Annotated in this window: 17 protein-coding genes and 1 tRNA gene; 13 read left to right on the forward strand and 5 right to left on the reverse strand. The window is 58.3% G+C overall.

Annotated features, from left to right (window positions below; all coding sequences use genetic code 11):
- Positions 1-192: 192 nt before the first annotated feature.
- From R3O64_RS04715 to R3O64_RS04745, 7 genes are all read left to right on the forward strand, one after another.
- Positions 193-696 (forward strand): septum formation initiator family protein, encoded by a 504-nt coding sequence (locus tag R3O64_RS04715; RefSeq protein WP_070520902.1) that lies wholly within the window; start codon positions 193-195, stop codon positions 694-696.
- Positions 697-730: 34 nt separating this feature from the next.
- Entirely contained in the window at positions 731-1,279 is a 549-nt protein-coding gene (locus R3O64_RS04720) for a DUF501 domain-containing protein (RefSeq protein ID WP_070623740.1), read from the forward strand.
- Between the two features lie 16 nt (positions 1,280-1,295).
- Positions 1,296-2,249: a Ppx/GppA phosphatase family protein gene (locus R3O64_RS04725; RefSeq protein ID WP_070597567.1), complete on the forward strand. Its 954-nt coding sequence runs from the start codon at positions 1,296-1,298 to the stop codon at positions 2,247-2,249.
- An 87-nt stretch (positions 2,250-2,336) separates the two neighbouring features.
- Positions 2,337-2,413: transfer RNA gene (locus R3O64_RS04730), tRNA-Leu, on the forward strand.
- Between the two features lie 259 nt (positions 2,414-2,672).
- Positions 2,673-3,476 (forward strand): Bax inhibitor-1/YccA family protein, encoded by an 804-nt coding sequence (locus R3O64_RS04735; protein WP_070686428.1) that lies wholly within the window; start codon positions 2,673-2,675, stop codon positions 3,474-3,476.
- Positions 3,477-4,326: 850 nt separating this feature from the next.
- Positions 4,327-4,998, forward strand: coding sequence for a hypothetical protein (locus R3O64_RS04740; protein WP_339017406.1), 672 nt, complete (start codon positions 4,327-4,329; stop codon positions 4,996-4,998).
- Positions 4,999-5,341: 343 nt separating this feature from the next.
- Entirely contained in the window at positions 5,342-6,847 is a 1,506-nt protein-coding gene (locus tag R3O64_RS04745) for a hypothetical protein (protein WP_339017407.1), read from the forward strand.
- Positions 6,848-6,927: 80 nt separating this feature from the next.
- On the opposite strand, the gene R3O64_RS04750 is transcribed toward R3O64_RS04745, so the two are convergent.
- The 3 genes from R3O64_RS04750 to R3O64_RS04760 form a co-directional block, all read right to left on the reverse strand.
- Complete coding sequence (locus tag R3O64_RS04750; RefSeq protein ID WP_070523942.1) at positions 6,928-7,188, reverse strand: hypothetical protein; 261 nt, start codon at positions 7,186-7,188, stop codon at positions 6,928-6,930.
- Between the two features lie 48 nt (positions 7,189-7,236).
- A complete protein-coding gene (gene greA / locus R3O64_RS04755; RefSeq protein WP_010187368.1) occupies positions 7,237-7,758 on the reverse strand; it encodes a transcription elongation factor GreA in 522 nt (173 codons plus the stop codon).
- A 117-nt stretch (positions 7,759-7,875) separates the two neighbouring features.
- A complete protein-coding gene (locus R3O64_RS04760) occupies positions 7,876-8,367 on the reverse strand; it encodes a DUF4307 domain-containing protein (RefSeq protein ID WP_193629070.1) in 492 nt (163 codons plus the stop codon).
- A 117-nt stretch (positions 8,368-8,484) separates the two neighbouring features.
- Here R3O64_RS04760 and mca point away from each other — a divergent pair, with 117 nt between their 5' ends.
- From mca to R3O64_RS04775, 3 genes are read left to right on the forward strand one after another with little or no spacing between them, the layout of a single operon-like run.
- Positions 8,485-9,375 (forward strand): mycothiol conjugate amidase Mca, encoded by an 891-nt coding sequence (mca, locus tag R3O64_RS04765; RefSeq protein WP_070524017.1) that lies wholly within the window; start codon positions 8,485-8,487, stop codon positions 9,373-9,375.
- Between the two features lie 3 nt (positions 9,376-9,378).
- Positions 9,379-9,672 carry a hypothetical protein gene (locus R3O64_RS04770; protein ID WP_070523946.1) on the forward strand — a complete coding sequence of 98 codons (294 nt, stop codon included), beginning with the start codon at positions 9,379-9,381 and terminating at the stop codon, positions 9,670-9,672.
- Positions 9,673-9,692: 20 nt separating this feature from the next.
- Complete coding sequence (locus R3O64_RS04775) at positions 9,693-10,463, forward strand: isoprenyl transferase (protein WP_144014534.1); 771 nt, start codon at positions 9,693-9,695, stop codon at positions 10,461-10,463.
- 14 nt (positions 10,464-10,477) lie between these two features.
- Here R3O64_RS04775 and coaA read toward each other — a convergent pair whose 3' ends face one another.
- Complete coding sequence (coaA, locus tag R3O64_RS04780) at positions 10,478-11,404, reverse strand: type I pantothenate kinase (RefSeq protein ID WP_070523949.1); 927 nt, start codon at positions 11,402-11,404, stop codon at positions 10,478-10,480.
- A gap of 195 nt (positions 11,405-11,599) precedes the next feature.
- On the opposite strand from coaA, the gene glyA reads away from it, so the two are divergent.
- A complete protein-coding gene (gene glyA / locus R3O64_RS04785) occupies positions 11,600-12,901 on the forward strand; it encodes a serine hydroxymethyltransferase (protein WP_070523952.1) in 1,302 nt (433 codons plus the stop codon).
- On the opposite strand, the gene R3O64_RS04790 is transcribed toward glyA, so the two are convergent.
- Complete coding sequence (locus R3O64_RS04790) at positions 12,898-13,218, reverse strand: DUF5997 family protein (protein ID WP_083299207.1); 321 nt, start codon at positions 13,216-13,218, stop codon at positions 12,898-12,900. The two genes, glyA and R3O64_RS04790, sit on opposite strands and share 4 nt — an antisense overlap.
- 98 nt (positions 13,219-13,316) lie before the next feature.
- On the opposite strand from R3O64_RS04790, the gene R3O64_RS04795 reads away from it, so the two are divergent.
- Together R3O64_RS04795 and R3O64_RS04800 are read left to right on the forward strand one after the other, a co-directional pair.
- Positions 13,317-14,018: a LysR family transcriptional regulator substrate-binding protein gene (locus tag R3O64_RS04795; RefSeq protein WP_070597570.1), complete on the forward strand. Its 702-nt coding sequence runs from the start codon at positions 13,317-13,319 to the stop codon at positions 14,016-14,018.
- Positions 14,019-14,145: 127 nt separating this feature from the next.
- A complete protein-coding gene (locus R3O64_RS04800; protein ID WP_070683828.1) occupies positions 14,146-14,808 on the forward strand; it encodes an LGFP repeat-containing protein in 663 nt (220 codons plus the stop codon).
- Positions 14,809-14,957: the final 149 nt, after the last annotated feature.

Here is a 14,957-nt window from a genome sequence, read left to right on the forward strand (position 1 = left end):
TCGCTGAACTACTGGTGAAAGAATAAGGTGCCACAGTAACTGTGGCACCTTTTAGTCGTTTTGATCGTGGCACCTTTCCTGTTGTCCGGCCCCGAACAGGCCCAGCCCAAAACTTCTGAGGCGCATGTTATTTCTGGGACACGTCGCGCGCCGCACAGCACCTGGGCCGGTCCGGGATACAATGGCTTTCCGATGGCACGCACAACTTCTCCCCGAACGAAACGCCGGAACACCGTTCCGGTTCGCACGCGTGCCCGCGATGAGCAGCGAGCTAAACGGAAGAAAGCACCGGTGCAGCCCAAGGGGCTAGACATCCTCGGGATCGGCGTGATCATCGCTGTTGTTCTCGTAGTACTGCTATCCATTGCCGTTCCGCTGCGAAATTACTACCACGGCCAATCGGAGATTGCGCGGCTGGAAAGCTCAATCGTCGCCAAGCAGGCACAGAAGGATGACCTCCTCACGGAGATTGACAAGTATCGATCCGAGGAATACGTCAAGGAGGAGGCGCGCCGCCGCTTCGGTGTCATGGATGAAGGCGAGATGGCCTTTCGCATCATGGATCCGCGCATGGACTCTGGTGACACGGTGACCTCAGAGCGTCGTGAGGATGCCGACGACCGCGAGTGGTACACGGTGCTGTGGGATTCAGTATCGGAAGATGCGGAAAACCTACCGGAAACACCTGCTGAATAGGACTCATCCATATCTCCATGTCACAATGGTTCCTATGACCGTGACCGATGCTGACCTTGAAGTCGTCCGCGAACAGTTGGGCCGCACCCCGCGCGGCGTCGTGGACATTGCTTACCGCACCCCGGACGGAGCCCCAGCGGTGATTAAAACCGCGCCCAAGCTTCCCGACGGCACCCCGTTTCCCACCCTTTACTACCTCACCGACCCGCGCCTGACTGCCGAAGCATCGCGCCTTGAGGTCGCCCATGTCATGAAGTGGATGGAGCAGCGCCTTGCCCAAGAAGAGGACCTGCAGCAGGATTACCAGGCAGCGCACGAACACTACCTGGAAACCCGTAACGCCATGGAAGACCTGGGCACTGAGTTTTCAGGTGGCGGCATGCCAGAGCGCGTGAAGTGCCTCCACGTTCTCATCGCTTATGCCTTAGCTGAGGGGCCGGGCCGCGTGCGCTTTGGTACCGAGGCCGTCGCGATGGCTGCGGAGCACGGTAAACTCCGGGGAAGCGCCATCCCTGAGGATTGGCCCACCGTGGGGGACCTGGGCATCGACATGACCCAGTTCGATTTTTCTAACGCCGGTTAAAAGAAAGGCTAGCCCTATGACTCGCGTCGCTGCTGTCGACTGCGGAACCAACTCCATTCGCCTGCTCATCAGCGAGATTCAGGAGGATGGCAAGATCCGGGACATCACCCGCACGATGGAGATCGTTCGCCTTGGCCAGGGCGTCGATGCTACCGGTGAGTTTGATCCTGAAGCTCTTGCGCGGACTCGCGTAGCGCTCGAAGGCTACGTTAAACAAATGAAGTTTGAAAAGGTCGAGCGCGTGCGCATGGTCGCCACCTCGGCCACTCGTGATGCAAAGAACCACCGCGAGTTCTTCAACATGACCGAGGAGCTACTCGGTGAAATCCAGCCGGGGGCTCGCGCGGAGGTTATTTCCGGTGAGGAAGAGGCGCTGCTGTCCTTTACCGGTGCGGTGGGGGACCTGCACTCTGAGGAGGGCCCGTATTGCGTCATCGATTTGGGCGGTGGTTCGACGGAGTTCGTCGTGGGGACAATCGACGGCGAGATTCTCGGCTCGCACTCTGCTCAGATGGGGTGCGTGCGGCTTACCGAGCGCATCATGCGCACCGATCCTCCCACGGAGGCCGAGATTGAGATTGCTAGCGACTATGTTGCTGAGCGCATGGCCGAAGTGGAGAAGATCGTTCCCATCGACAAAGCCCTCACCTTCGTTGGCTGTGCCGGTACGTTTACGACTCTTTCGGCGCTTGCCCAGGGGATGGAGCGCTACGATGCCGACTCCATCCACGGTTCCGAGCTTCGCTTCGATGCGCTGCGGGTGCTCACCCGACAGATGATTGGATTGCCTTCGGATGTGCGCGCTCTCAACCCCGTCATCCACCCTGGACGCGCAGATGTCATCGGTGGTGGATGCGTGGCCATCGAGGGCATCATGACGATGATTGAGCGCAACAGTGAAGCCCGTTCCTTCTTCATCAGCGAGAAGGACATCCTCGACGGCATCATCAGCGGCCTCGCCGCCAGCTAGCGAGCTCAAACCAAAAGAGTTGCGCAGAAGCCGACCCTATTTTCAGTCCACGCCTACCCGTGCCCTAAAATGAGTGGGCACGGTTTGGCCCCCATAGCCCAATCGGCAGAGGCAGTCGACTTAAAATCGATTCAGTCTGGGTTCGAGTCCCAGTGGGGGCACCATGACCAGCGGAAACGCTGAATTTAACGGGTGAAGGTAGGGAACGCTTCCCAGCGCTCCTCTTCATAGTTTGCGGCAACAGGGGCGCCGGCAAGCGCAGTGCTTGTCGACGCATTCCTGTTACGCGTGGACAATTTTGCGAATTTTGAGATTTTTGGGAACTTCCTAGCAGTGGGGAGCGTTGATCTTGGTGAAACGACAAATAAGGCGGCCCTAGGGGCCGCCTTTCAGAGAAAGACTGTGAAAGGAATCGGGATTCGCGTGCGTTCTAGCAACCCCGTCATGAGTTCCCTCTCGTCCAGCCAAAGTCAGACCCAAGGTGGAAATCCCTACGGTCAGAGCGATAATCCATTTGTTCAGGAGAATCGCAGCGCCGATCGGCCGCTGACTGTTGATGATGTCGTGACCAAGACTGGCATTACTCTTGGCGTCATCATTGTCATGGCCGTGCTCAACTTTGCTGTTGGTGAGTTGATTAACCCAGGCATCGCGATGATTCTTACCCTGGTCGGTGCGCTCGGCGGTTTCATTACTGTTCTTGTCTCAACGTTTGGCAAGAAGTTTGGTTCTGCAGCCGTCACGTTGATCTATGCCGTGTTTGAAGGCCTCTTTGTGGGCGGATTCTCCCTGATGTTTGCCGGCGTATCCTTCGGCAATTCCGATGGCATGGCACTTATCGGCCAGGCAATCATGGGTACCGTAGGTGTCTTTATCGGCATGCTGATGGTCTACAAGACCGGTGCCGTCAAAGTCACCCCGAAGTTCAACAAGATCATGTTCGGCCTCATTGCCGGCGTGGCAGTGTTGGCTCTGGGTAACATGCTGGGCGCTATTTTCTTTGGCTTTAATCCGCTACGTGATGGTGGCATGCTTTCCATCATCTTCTCCCTCGTCTGCATTGTTCTGGCGTCCTTGTCCTTTATGACAGACTTCGACCAGGCAGACCGCCTGATTCGCCAGGGGGCTCCGGCGCAGTATGCCTGGGGTATCGCTCTTGGTTTGGCCGTGACCTTGGTCTGGCTGTACACGGAGATTCTTCGTCTGCTGAGCTACTTCAGGGACTAATTAGTCTCATACCGCTTCTGCGAAACCGGCGGCTGGCACCATAAGCTTTGTGGTTGCTGGCCGTCGGTTTCTTTGTGTGCGTGGCGCATCTCTTTTGGAGTAGGGGCGTAGCGCCCGTTAGGTGCGGGCGGGATCTTGGCATCGACTGGCGCGAGCTAATGCAGATTGCAACAGTTAGAACAGGATTTCCCTTCGCAAATATCTATATGCGTACCAATTACGGTATAGGTGGCGAGTACCTCAAGGCGGGTGACGTGGATGACTGCGGGGGTAGCTATGGTTGCAAATCTGAGGTCCTGTTCGGTTCTTGTGGGCGAAATGTTCGATTTCTTGGGTGGGTGAGTCTTTGTCTTGCTGTTAACAGGCTCCGTGAGCCGTCCGCTGGAAATGAAGGCAACTGCATCGGCAAGCACCTGTTTCCGTGCCTAGCCCTGAGCTTTACGCGACCATGCCGACAGAATTGGGTTTCTCATGTTTCCCAAGGATGCGATGCTCTAAGCGGCGTGCGGCAAAGTGGGCAAGATTGCTTCTTAATTGAGGAAAAACGACACCCCAAAAATTGACAGTGTTGTAATTCGGGTACCCCCAATTGGTTATAATCGGCAGGCAAGACACATGTAGTTCACGGCGGGCACCCAAGCTCCATGCAGGCTACGACCAGCTATTATTAACGGATAGTTCTATTAGTGCGATCGAATAGTTACAATAAATTTGTATATAGAAAATGACTAATTTGGCACTGGCGCGACTTCTTGTTCTTTCTCGTGCATTCTGGTCGCAGAAGTCGCTCGGAGCTTAAAGCTCAAGGGAGGGGCTTCTAACGGTCAGGAAAGTTAGTTGAAGGGACACCATGAAACGAATCGGGGGCCTTGTGATGATGGCGGTTTGTATCGGGGTGCTGTCAAACTGCGCATTACCGCTCGGCCTCAGTGTTCGTGGCGATGGTAGTAACGCGGGGGACTTTCGCAATTCTCCTGACATGAAAGCCGGCGGTGGCTCAGTGGACTCGGGGGTCGCTGATGCCACCGCCACGACGGGGCGAGAGTCTCAAGCTCAAAGTGAGCAGTCTCGTGCAGGCGGTGGGGTACTTCCGCCGCTAGGTGAGTTTGACCGGACAGTGCCTGGATTTCAGGTGTTTGATCCGTGTGTAGGGATTCCGGAAAGAAAGCTAAGGGAAGCAGGCCTTTCTACGCGTTTGGAGTCAAGTGTTCGCGAATCAGGTTTTTCCCACTGTGGGTTTGAGATTGAAAATGCTGTGGGGGAAACTGGATTCATTGGTCTCGGCGTGACGGATATGGCACTTCAGGAACTGGAAACGCAATACGGGGGGCAAAGGGTTTATGAAGGTGAGCAACTTCCGGTAGTTGCCCTAGATGACCCTGATTTTGGTCGACTGTTTTGCACTTTATATCTAGAGACCACCAAGGGAACGCTGATAGTTGAATCTTCTGGTTTTGGTAGCACTCAGAAGGACGAGCGCTGCGTGATCGGGGAAAGAATTCTTTATACGTTTGCTACTTAAATAGGGGGCACAAATGCAAATAAACTTGTCAAATCTTTTCAATCAATTGTCTGAAATCAGGGGACTATCTGAGCGGCTTAGAGGTGTTGCGGATGGAGCCCATTCTCCGCTTAACAGCGGATTCTCTCCGGTATTGGGGATAAAGGATGTCGGGGGTATCCACGAGAGAGTACTTACACATGATCCTGGCTCTGCGCAGCATTCACTCGAAGGCTTTAATAGGCAGCTTTCCTGGTTGGCAGACACACTAAAAACTGAGCTGGCAAGCTTCGAATCACAGGATGAGCTTACGAGTCGGGGGTTGGATGTCGCTGACGCTGGTGGGGGAGGCGGGGCGGTATCGATGCCGATCGTGTCGCAACCAGACCCGGGATACAGCCCGTTTGGATTTACCATCCCGATCGTGGACACCGGTGCTTCCATCATGGGCTTAGCATCGAATTTGTTTAGCACGCGCTTCTGGGATGTGTCGGAAGCGAATGCGCGGTGGGGCGCTTTGAGTGGGGAAGTCGCAGAAATCGTTGCGGGTCTTGAAAACTCGGCCGCGTCTTTGGAAGCTGAGAACGACAGTGAAGCCACCACACGCGCAGCGCAGAAGATTCGTGAAGTTGCGCAGGCGGGTACACACTTCATTGCCAATGCGAGCGTCATGCAGCAGAAGCTGTTCGGCTTCCAAGCGCAGCTGATGAATGTACAGCCGGAAGCCATCGCCTTGGCCTTTGAGGTGGCGGCAATCCCAGAGCCTGCTACGCGTCAAGCCGCTGAGCAAGCGGCCTTGGTCTATATGCAGGGCGTCCTTCAACAGCAAGTGATTTCCGCTATGCCGTATCAGCATGCGCTTATGGACGCAGCGCCGCCCAGCGGCGGCGGAGACACCAGTACGCATTTCGGGGCAGTCATGGGCGACGGAAATCGCTACAACACCGATGGAGTCACATGGCCGAAGCAAATAGCCGAAGCGATAGAAAGCGGCACCATGGGGCCGGGCTCCTTTGGCGTTGCGGATGGCCACATCCAAGGTCTGGAAAGCGTGGGGATGGGGGCTGACGATATCGCGCGCTTTCATAACGAGCTACACAATCGTGGGCGCAGCATCCTCAGCGAGCTTGGTTTCGGAGACGCATTAGCGCCGATCAATGCAGGCGAGGTGAATACCTCGGCTGCCAACGCAGGCTTGAGCGCCCTTGATCCCGTTCGGGGAGGAGCGCCAGGATCGTTGGCAACTACCAGCGGAGCGGCAAACATGCCAGCTGGTGTAAACGGGCTCGGAGGTCTAGGCAGCGGCGCTGTAGGGCAGGGATTAGGAGCCATTGGTCTTGCTGATGGCCGTGGGAACAAGCTTCCCGGAGGCGTGGCAGGCCACAGTGGTCGCTTGCCGGAAATGTCGGCGAATCCAACGACAAACGCAGCGGGCATCGGAGGTCTGGGATCTTCATTCGGCGGGCCGCAGACCGGAACGCATCCGGTACTAGGAGCCCTTCCTGGGGCCGTAACGGGAACTGGACAACAGAGGGAAGGGCGGACGTCGCTAAGCGGAGGCAGCCTCGTCGCAGGTGGTGCCATCGGTACGGGAGGTACCGGGGGCGTCGGCAACGCTGGTGGCGCTGGTGGTGTCCTGGGAGCCCCGGGCGGAGCGAGTAGTGCGAGGCAGGGAGTCGGCAGTGCCCGCGGTGCGGGGATGCGCATGATGCCCATGATGGGTGGCATGGCACGCGGCGGCGAAGGCGAAAGGCGGGTCAAGTCCGTCACGACTCAAGTAGAACGCGACCCCAACCGCCGTGATCTGCTCGGCGAAGCACCCGCAGTACTGCCAGGGGTTATCGGGGATTGGGTCCGGGAGGCAAAGTAGAAAAAGACGGCGGACCCCAGAAAGCTAAAAGCGGCGCCCCAACTATCGGGACGCCGCTTCATTACCAGTTGCCGTTGAACCTACTGCTGAACCGGAGCAGTGGTGTATTCAGCCGGAGCAACCTCGGTTGCAGCAACGGCCTCGGACTCAGTGGCTGCTTCGGACTCAGCCGCAGCCTCGGAGGGGGCGGCTGCACCTGCGCCGGGAGCCTCACCGGCAAAGGAAGCGCCGGTGTCAACCTTCTCAGAGGAATCCTGTTGGTTCGGAGGGTGGCAGGCAGCAAGGGTGAGACCAGCGGAAAAAACCAAACCAGCGGCAGCGAAACGAGTGAACTTCTTCATGGGTTAAAACTCTTTCTCGGAAAAACGATGACCTAAGAGCAGTATAAATTAGGACTTGCGCGGAGTTGCGGCCTTTGCGGAATCATAAGGCGCCGCAGAGACCACGGTGACCGACAAGGTCTTACCATTCGGCGCCGTGTACTCGCGGGTCTCGCCCTCAGCAGCACCCAGAAGGGCAGCGCCCAGCGGGGACTGCTCGGAGTAGGTCTCCAAGTCCTTGTTATCGGAAGCAGCGGCGCGGGTACCGATGAGGAAGGTCTCACGGTCCTCCTCGTCGCCGTTGTAGTACACGTGCACAACGGAACCGATGTGGGCAACACCCTCCTGGACGGCGGTGCGCTCGGTGGTGGAGTTCGCCAGAACCTCGGAGATCTGCTTGATGCGGGCCTCTTCCTGGTCCTGCATCTCACGGGCTGCGTCGTAACCCGCGTTCTCCTTGAGGTCACCTTCCTCGCGGCGCTCATTAATCTCCGCGGCGACGACCGGGCGGTGGTCGATGAGGGCCTGCAGCTCGGCCTCGAGCTTGGCCTTGGTTTCCGGGGTAATGTACTGCTTCTGCTGCTCAGCCATAGTGCAACCTTCCGTTTACGGTTCCTAATGAACGGGTCTATTTCTCATTGAATGGGCCAGAAAGCGCAGGTGGCGCGGCCCATTCAGAACGCTCAACATACTAGCACAGCTGGGCTTTTACTCGCCGGTAGCCTCACCCGCTGTATCCATCGTGCTGGTGTCCAAATAGGACGGGATGCTTCCGGAGCAACCGTAGGCGCCACCGGCGACGGCTCTGTGGTTGGTGGGGATATCCACCGCGATGCGTTGAGCGGACTCACCGCCAGCAGGCACGGCGACCTCGCGGCGCCCCACCTCAGCCTTGGAGTAGTCGAAGGCCTGGACAATGCAGTATGCAGGTTCTTCCACGCGGTTGCGGGTGATGTCTACCCACACGCGCGCTGTGTCATCAGACAGGATCTCGTGGGTGACGTAGGAGATATCTGCGTTGACCTTTTGCTGGCTGCGGAAATACTGAACGCCGTAGACAATGGCCGCAATCAGCATAGCCAGGAATACCAGCACCAGCGCCCGGTTGGTCCATGAGCCTTTTGCGCGAGTGGACTGAGAGGAAGAACCGTAGCGGGATTGCGAGCGTGCGGGTTGAGAAGCAGGTTGGGCGTCAGACATGAGTCTGATTCTATCCAACAGTCGCCGCGAAGAAACTATCCACTAGACTAGGCCTCTGTTTAATGCCTCTGTATTAATGAGGCGAAGTAGGGACGATGTAGGGAGATGTATCACCCAGTGAGCACGAAGCGCCTTTTGGCTATCCACGCGCACCCTGACGATGAGTCCTCGAAGGGTGCTGCGACGACCGCAAAATATGCCGCGGAGGGGGCGGAAGTCCTCGTCGTGACCTGCACCGGTGGCGAGAGGGGAGATATTATCAACCCGGCCATGGATCGCCCCGGTGTCCTTGAGAATATGGGCAGCATTCGCCGTGAGGAAATGGCGAAAGCAGCCGCCGCCTTGGGCGTGCAACATCGCTGGCTTGGGCACATTGATTCGGGCCTTCCTGGTAACCCGCTCGCGCCCAATATCAAGGACTTACTACCTGAGGGCTGCTTTGCGCTTAAGGAAGATGATGACGTAGCCCAAGAACTGGTTGAAATCATCCGTGAGTTCCGGCCCCACGTCATTATTACCTACGACGAGAACGGCGGCTATCCACACCCGGATCACCTCATGGTGTACCGCGCGTCCATGCTGGCGTGGGAAAACGCGGGTGACGCGGCATACCACCCAGAATTGGGTGAGCCGTGGGAGCCGCAGAAGCTGTACTACACGCATGGCTTCGTATACCAAAGGATGAAGATCTTCCATGATCTTCTTCTGGAGGAAGGCAAGATCAGTCCATATGAGCCGATGCTGGCGCGCTGGGATACGACGTTCGGAGACATCATGGCGCGGGTAACCACACAGGTCGAATGCGCGGATTACTTCCAGAATCGTGAGGATGCGCTCCGTGCGCACGCAACCCAAATTGATCCAGCCGGTGCCTTCCTAGCCACGCCCGTGTCCGTACAGCAGGAGCACTGGCCCACGGAGGAATTCGAGTTGGCCAAAACTCGCGTTTCTACTGCACTGCCGGAAGATGATTTATTTGCGGGAATTCCAGAAGTAGGGGAGTCTTAAAGCATGAACGCTTTCTACCTCGCAGCGCACGACGTCGCCCTGCTCGCCCAAGGAAGCCAAAGCGGGCCGGTTGGACCGGAGTTTGGTAAGGCTTCGCCTATTGGTCTGCTCATCCTCGCCCTGATGGGTGTTGCTGTCCTTTTTGCAGGCTGGAATTTTCACCGCCGCTATTCGCGCTTCCGTCGTCGAACCATGTTTGCGCAGGATCACGGCATCGATCCGTTCAATGATGAGGCGATCGATTCGGCAATGAAGGAAGCCGGCATCCTCGATAACAGCAAGAAGTCCATCTTTTAAGGTAGAGGACGATTCCCACCGTGAAGTTCCTAAGCCAGCTCCTGTACCCCCTGTACGAAGCGCGTCTGACACGTGAAATCAAGAACAAGCCGCAACCACGCCACGTGGCAATCATGGCTGATGGCAACCGCCGCTGGGCGCGCGAGGCTGGATTTACGGATATCAGCCACGGCCATCGGCAGGGCGCGCGGAAGATCAGCGAGATGATCTCTTGGTGCCAAGGCACCGACATCGAGGTTGTCACTATCTACCTGCTCTCGACGGAGAACCTGAAGCGCAGCGAGCAGGAGGTGCAGCTGCTCTTCGACATCATCTCGGATGTCGTTACGCACCTCTCCCAAGGGGACTTGGATTGCCAGATCCGGCTCGTTGGGCACCTAGATCTGCTCCCTGAACAGGTCACGGCCAAGATGCAAAGCGCGGCTGAGGCCACGGAGGAGCACCAGGGAGTCATCGTCAACATCGCGGTTGGTTATGGTGGGCGCCAGGAAATTGTGGACGCCGTGCAGAGTTTCATTCGCGGCGAAGCCCGCAAGGGGTTGAGCGCTGAGGAAATTGCGGACAACGTGACGGCGGAGGCCATTACGGGCAACCTTTATACCAAGGGTTTGCCTGACCCCGATCTCGTCATTCGTACCTCCGGCGAGCAGAGGCTGTCCGGCTTTCTGCTGTGGCAGGCCGCTTACTCGGAGATCTGGTTCACGGACACCTATTGGCCCGCATTCCGCCGGGTGGATTTCCTGCGCGCCTTGCGTGACTATTCGCAGCGCTCGCGCCGCTTCGGCCGCTAGCCCTGGCGATCGGGCTAGAGCTTACGCATCCTCACCCGGTCAACCAGGTGGTGCGAGCCCTTGCACAGAACCAGGGAGGCGCGTACCCGGGTGGGCAAAATGTTCTCGATGAGGTTGGGCAGGTTGATGGACTGCCAGATTTCACGGGCCTGCACGTAGGCCTCCTCGTCCGTCATGTCCGCGAAGGACGCGAAGTGCGCCCCTGGTTCGCGGAAGGCAGTGTGGCGGAGCTTGAGGAAGCGATCAATGTACCACTTTTCGATGTCGTCGACTCGGGCGTCCACGTAAACAGAGAAGTCGAACAGGTCCGAAACCATGAGGGTCGGCCCGGTTTGTAAGACGTTGAGGCCTTCCAAAATGAGGATGTCCGGCTGGCGAACCTCCTGAAACTCACCAGGAACGATGTCATAAGACACATGTGAGTACAGCGGTGCGGTTACCAGTGGCTTGCCGGATTTAACGTCGGTAACAAAACGCATGAGCGCGCGACGGTCATAAGACTCCGGGTAGCCCTTGCGTTGCATAAGCCCGTGCTCTTTAAGGTACGCGGTGGGGTAGAGGAACCCGTCGGTGGTGACCAGATCAACCTTCGGGTGGGAGTCCCAGCGCTGTAGAAGAACTTGGAGCAAGCGCGCGGTCGTTGACTTGCCCACCGCGACGGAGCCGGCAACGCCGATGACGAAAGGAACGTGCGTGGGTGGGTTTCCTAAGAATGCCTCGGTAGCGGTGGTGAGTTTTTGGCGGGCCTCAACCTGCATGTGAATAAGACGGGATAACGGCAGATAGACCTCAGCCACCTCAGTGAGGTCGATGCGGTCACCGATGCCACGAAGTTTTTCCACCTCGGTCGCCGTTAGCACCTGTGGCATGGATTTACGCAGGGCACGCCACGTATCGCGGTCAAAATCGAGGTACGGGCTCGCATCGGTCATTCGCGCCATGCCGACTATTGTTCCACTCAGCAGAGCGCCTGTGGCAATCGCCCCGAATGAAAAGATTCGAGGAGGCCCCCACGCGGGGGATGCGGGCGTTAGGATGTAGAACTAGCTTCGGCGATTGCAGAGCCGGTGGTGTCGTGCCGCGGGCGGGCGCCGCGGGCTTCATTGACCACCTCTACGAAGGGACATCACGCTTTCATGACCACTACGAACAATTCAGACGTGCGCTACCAGGAGATGCGCGATCTCGACCCCGAGGTCTTTGCTGCTATTAACGGTGAGATTGCTCGTCAGCGCGATACCCTCGAGATGATCGCGTCGGAAAACTTCGTCCCCCGCGCGGTTCTGCAGGCGCAGGGCTCTGTTCTGACCAACAAGTATGCCGAGGGCTACCCGGGGCGCCGCTATTACGGCGGCTGCGAGCACGTTGACATCGTAGAAGATCTGGCTCGTGATCGTGCCAAGGCGCTTTTCGGCGCTGATTTTGCCAACGTCCAGCCCCACTCCGGCGCCCAGGCCAATGCCGCCGTGCTGGCGTCGCTGATCCAGCCGGGTGACAAGATCATGGGCCTGTCCTTGGCTCATGGTGGGCACCTGACCCACGGCATGAAGCTCAACTTCTCCGGCAAGCTTTACGACGTTGCCGCGTACGAGGTTGACCCGGAGACCATGCGCCTTGACATGGATAAGGTGCGCGAGCAGGCGCTGGCAGAAAAGCCCCAGGTGATCATCGCTGGTTGGTCCGCTTACCCGCGCACCATTGATTTCGAGGCTTTCCGCTCCATCGCGGATGAGGTCGGCGCGTACCTGTGGACGGATATGGCGCACTTCGCGGGCCTCGTGGCCGCCGGTCTGCACCCCTCCCCGGTGCCGCACTCCGATGTCGTGTCTTCCACCGTGCACAAGACGCTGGGCGGCCCACGTTCCGGTCTCATCCTGGCCAAGCAGGATTTTGCCAAGAAGATCAACTCCAACGTCTTCCCGGGGCAGCAGGGCGGACCGCTCATGCACGTCATCGCGGCGAAGGCTATCGCGCTGAAGATCGCGGCCACCGAGGAGTTCAAGGAGCGCCAGGAGCGAACCCTGGAAGGCGCGCGCATTCTGGCTGAGCGCCTGACCGCCGAGGATTGCACCAAGGCGGGCGTCGACGTCCTCACTGGCGGCACCGACGTGCATCTTGTCCTAGCGGACCTGCGCAACTCCGAGCTCGATGGCCAGCAGGCGGAGGACCTCCTCCACGAGGTCGGCATCACCGTGAACCGCAATGCGGTGCCGAACGATCCGCGCCCGCCGATGGTCACCTCCGGCCTGCGCATTGGTACCCCGGCCCTGGCTACCCGCGGCCTCGACACGGCGGCCTTCACCGAGGTTGCCGACGTTATCGGTACTGCACTGGCAAACGGTAAGAACGCGGACGTCGCCAAGCTGCGCGCCCGCGTTGAGAAGGTCGCCGCGGACTTCCCGCTCTACGACGGCCTTGAGGACTGGAAGCTGGTCTAAGCTTCCTTGCGCTCTTCAGCGTGGGCTTTCCGGGCGGCTTCGAGCCACTCGGGCATCGCGCTGAGGAGCTCTTTAATTTCCGCGGTGGTGAGAGGGCGGTCCATCTCGTTCTTCTTCAACGCGGTCACGGAGATTCCCAGCTTTTGTGCCACGACCGGGCGCGGGTGGGGGCCCTCGCGGCGTAGGGTAGCGAGCCACTCCGGCGGGTTCTCCTGTAAGTCGCGCAGCTGCGCGTGGGTTACCGCGTTGGCTTGAAACTCCTCCGGGGCGGCCGGCAGGTAGATGCCCAACTTCTTCGCTGCGGTTTGTGCACGCATGGCGGTGCCGGAAGGCTGCTGGGTTTCGTTGGCTGGGGTTTCACTATTCGGGGTATCAGTCACGCTCACAACGCTAGCAGCACCGTAGTATGAGGTGCATGCTCCGCCTTGTCTTTTCCACTGGCACAGAACCCGGCAAATGGTTTCGTCGCTACCGTGATTCTCACTCTCCAGAGTCCCTGGTAACCGTCGACGCCGATGACGCGATGGACGTTCTTCTTGCTCATGAGGCAGATCTAGCGCTGACCCGCTTGCCGGATTCGCGGGTTGATGACAGCTTCCACGTCGTCCAGCTCTACGAGGAAGCACCCGGCATCGCCGTTCCGAAAGATTCTGTCTACGCGGAGGTTGGGGAGGACGTCACGCCGGAGGATGTTGCCGAAGAAATAGTGAATTACCGGATTGCGCAGGACGGCAGCGTCGATGTGCCGGCGCTGCGCACCGCTTTGCAGGTCGTGGCAGCCAACGTGGGCGTAGCCATCGCGCCGCGGCCTTTGTTGAAGGTGCTGAGTAAGAAGCAGGTCGTGGCACTGGGCTTGGAGGACCCCACTGTGGCGCGCACAGTGATTGCACTGGTGTGGCGCCGGGCTGATGACGGCGATGAGATCCAAGACTTCGTCGGGGTTGCAAAGGGGAGGACGCGGAATTCTTCTCGCAATTCCGCCCAGAAACGCAGCGCACGCGACAAAGCAAAAGCTAAGCAAGCGCGCAGAAAGTCCCAAGGAAAGCCTCAAAGAGGCTCGGTTTCCAAACCGTTATCAAAAAGATATAGGGGTTCTCAACAGCGGAAACGGAGATAAAGCAACGTCTTTGTTGTCAAATCATAGGTTCTGTGGTGGCAGGAAGTGCTGGCCATGCCTACGGTGGGCTTCGTTCTCAACAAAAGTACTTAGAACAGTGCTCAACTAGACAGAAAGGCTTAAGAAAATGAAGAAGATGACTCGTCGTTTCGCTGCAGGTATCGCCGCTGCCACCCTGTCCCTGGGTGTCGTTGCTTGTTCCGACGCTGAGGATGCCGCTAAGGATGCTGGCGACGCTGCTCAGTCCGCTGCGTCCGACGCTACCGATGCTGCCGGTTCTGCCGCTAAGGACGCAAAGGATTCCATGAAGGACTCCGAGTCCGCCGATTCTTCCGAGGCTGAGGGCTCTGAGGGAGCCGAGGGCAGCGAAGGTGCCGATTCTTCTGAGTCGGACTCCGCCGAGTCGAAGGATGGCTCTGGCGCTGAGGGCGACAAGGAGAGCGTGTCTACCGCCAATGGTGACGTAGAGGTTCCTTCTGATTTCGCTCAGGCCATCAAGGAGAAGGCTGCTGAGTGGGGCGATCCGGAATCCATTGAAAACACCGACAAGGGAAGCGTTGCTACCTTTGCCAAGGACAAGCTGCTGGTATTCGGTGAGGGTGACGGCACCCAGCCGATCATCGGCAAGATCGCAGAGACCTGGACCGAGGAAGGCGGCCTGGAGAGCAAGGTTGGCCTGCCGACTGGCCCGGAGCAGGCCGAGGGCAACGGCTGGGTACAGGAGTTCACCAATGGCACCATCTCCTGGATGCAGGGTGAGTCCGGTGAGTACGAGGCCACCATCAACTAAGCGCTCATGAAACGGCTCGCTGCCTTGTGAGCTAAAGCGAAAAAGCTCCGCACTGATAACACGGTGTGGAGCTTCTTCGTTTTCTTACGGTCATCGCGTGAAAACACGGAGCCGAAGAATGTAGCTGCAGTGTTGGGGTGGGGTGGGAG

The organism is Corynebacterium hesseae (assembly GCF_037850265.1).
In the GTDB taxonomy this organism is placed as follows: Bacteria; Actinomycetota; Actinomycetes; order Mycobacteriales; family Mycobacteriaceae; genus Corynebacterium; species Corynebacterium hesseae.

What these genes read in the sequence shown, in the direction of transcription:
- glyA (WP_070523952.1), top strand. Translation starts at nt 11,600, where the DNA reads ATGACCACTACGAACAATTCAGACGTGCGCTACCAGGAGATGCGCGAT.
- R3O64_RS04795 (WP_070597570.1), top strand. Translation starts at nt 13,317, where the DNA reads ATGCTCCGCCTTGTCTTTTCCACTGGCACAGAACCCGGCAAATGGTTT.
- R3O64_RS04790 (WP_083299207.1), bottom strand. Translation starts at nt 13,218, where the DNA reads ATGCGTGCACAAACCGCAGCGAAGAAGTTGGGCATCTACCTGCCGGCC.
- R3O64_RS04725 (WP_070597567.1), top strand. Translation starts at nt 1,296, where the DNA reads ATGACTCGCGTCGCTGCTGTCGACTGCGGAACCAACTCCATTCGCCTG.
- greA (WP_010187368.1), bottom strand. Translation starts at nt 7,758, where the DNA reads ATGGCTGAGCAGCAGAAGCAGTACATTACCCCGGAAACCAAGGCCAAG.
- R3O64_RS04800 (WP_070683828.1), top strand. Translation starts at nt 14,146, where the DNA reads ATGAAGAAGATGACTCGTCGTTTCGCTGCAGGTATCGCCGCTGCCACC.
- R3O64_RS04745 (WP_339017407.1), top strand. Translation starts at nt 5,342, where the DNA reads ATGCCGATCGTGTCGCAACCAGACCCGGGATACAGCCCGTTTGGATTT.
- R3O64_RS04770 (WP_070523946.1), top strand. Translation starts at nt 9,379, where the DNA reads ATGAACGCTTTCTACCTCGCAGCGCACGACGTCGCCCTGCTCGCCCAA.
- R3O64_RS04720 (WP_070623740.1), top strand. Translation starts at nt 731, where the DNA reads ATGACCGTGACCGATGCTGACCTTGAAGTCGTCCGCGAACAGTTGGGC.
- R3O64_RS04750 (WP_070523942.1), bottom strand. Translation starts at nt 7,188, where the DNA reads ATGAAGAAGTTCACTCGTTTCGCTGCCGCTGGTTTGGTTTTTTCCGCT.
- R3O64_RS04715 (WP_070520902.1), top strand. Translation starts at nt 193, where the DNA reads ATGGCACGCACAACTTCTCCCCGAACGAAACGCCGGAACACCGTTCCG.
- R3O64_RS04760 (WP_193629070.1), bottom strand. Translation starts at nt 8,367, where the DNA reads ATGTCTGACGCCCAACCTGCTTCTCAACCCGCACGCTCGCAATCCCGC.
- R3O64_RS04740 (WP_339017406.1), top strand. Translation starts at nt 4,327, where the DNA reads ATGAAACGAATCGGGGGCCTTGTGATGATGGCGGTTTGTATCGGGGTG.
- coaA (WP_070523949.1), bottom strand. Translation starts at nt 11,404, where the DNA reads ATGGCGCGAATGACCGATGCGAGCCCGTACCTCGATTTTGACCGCGAT.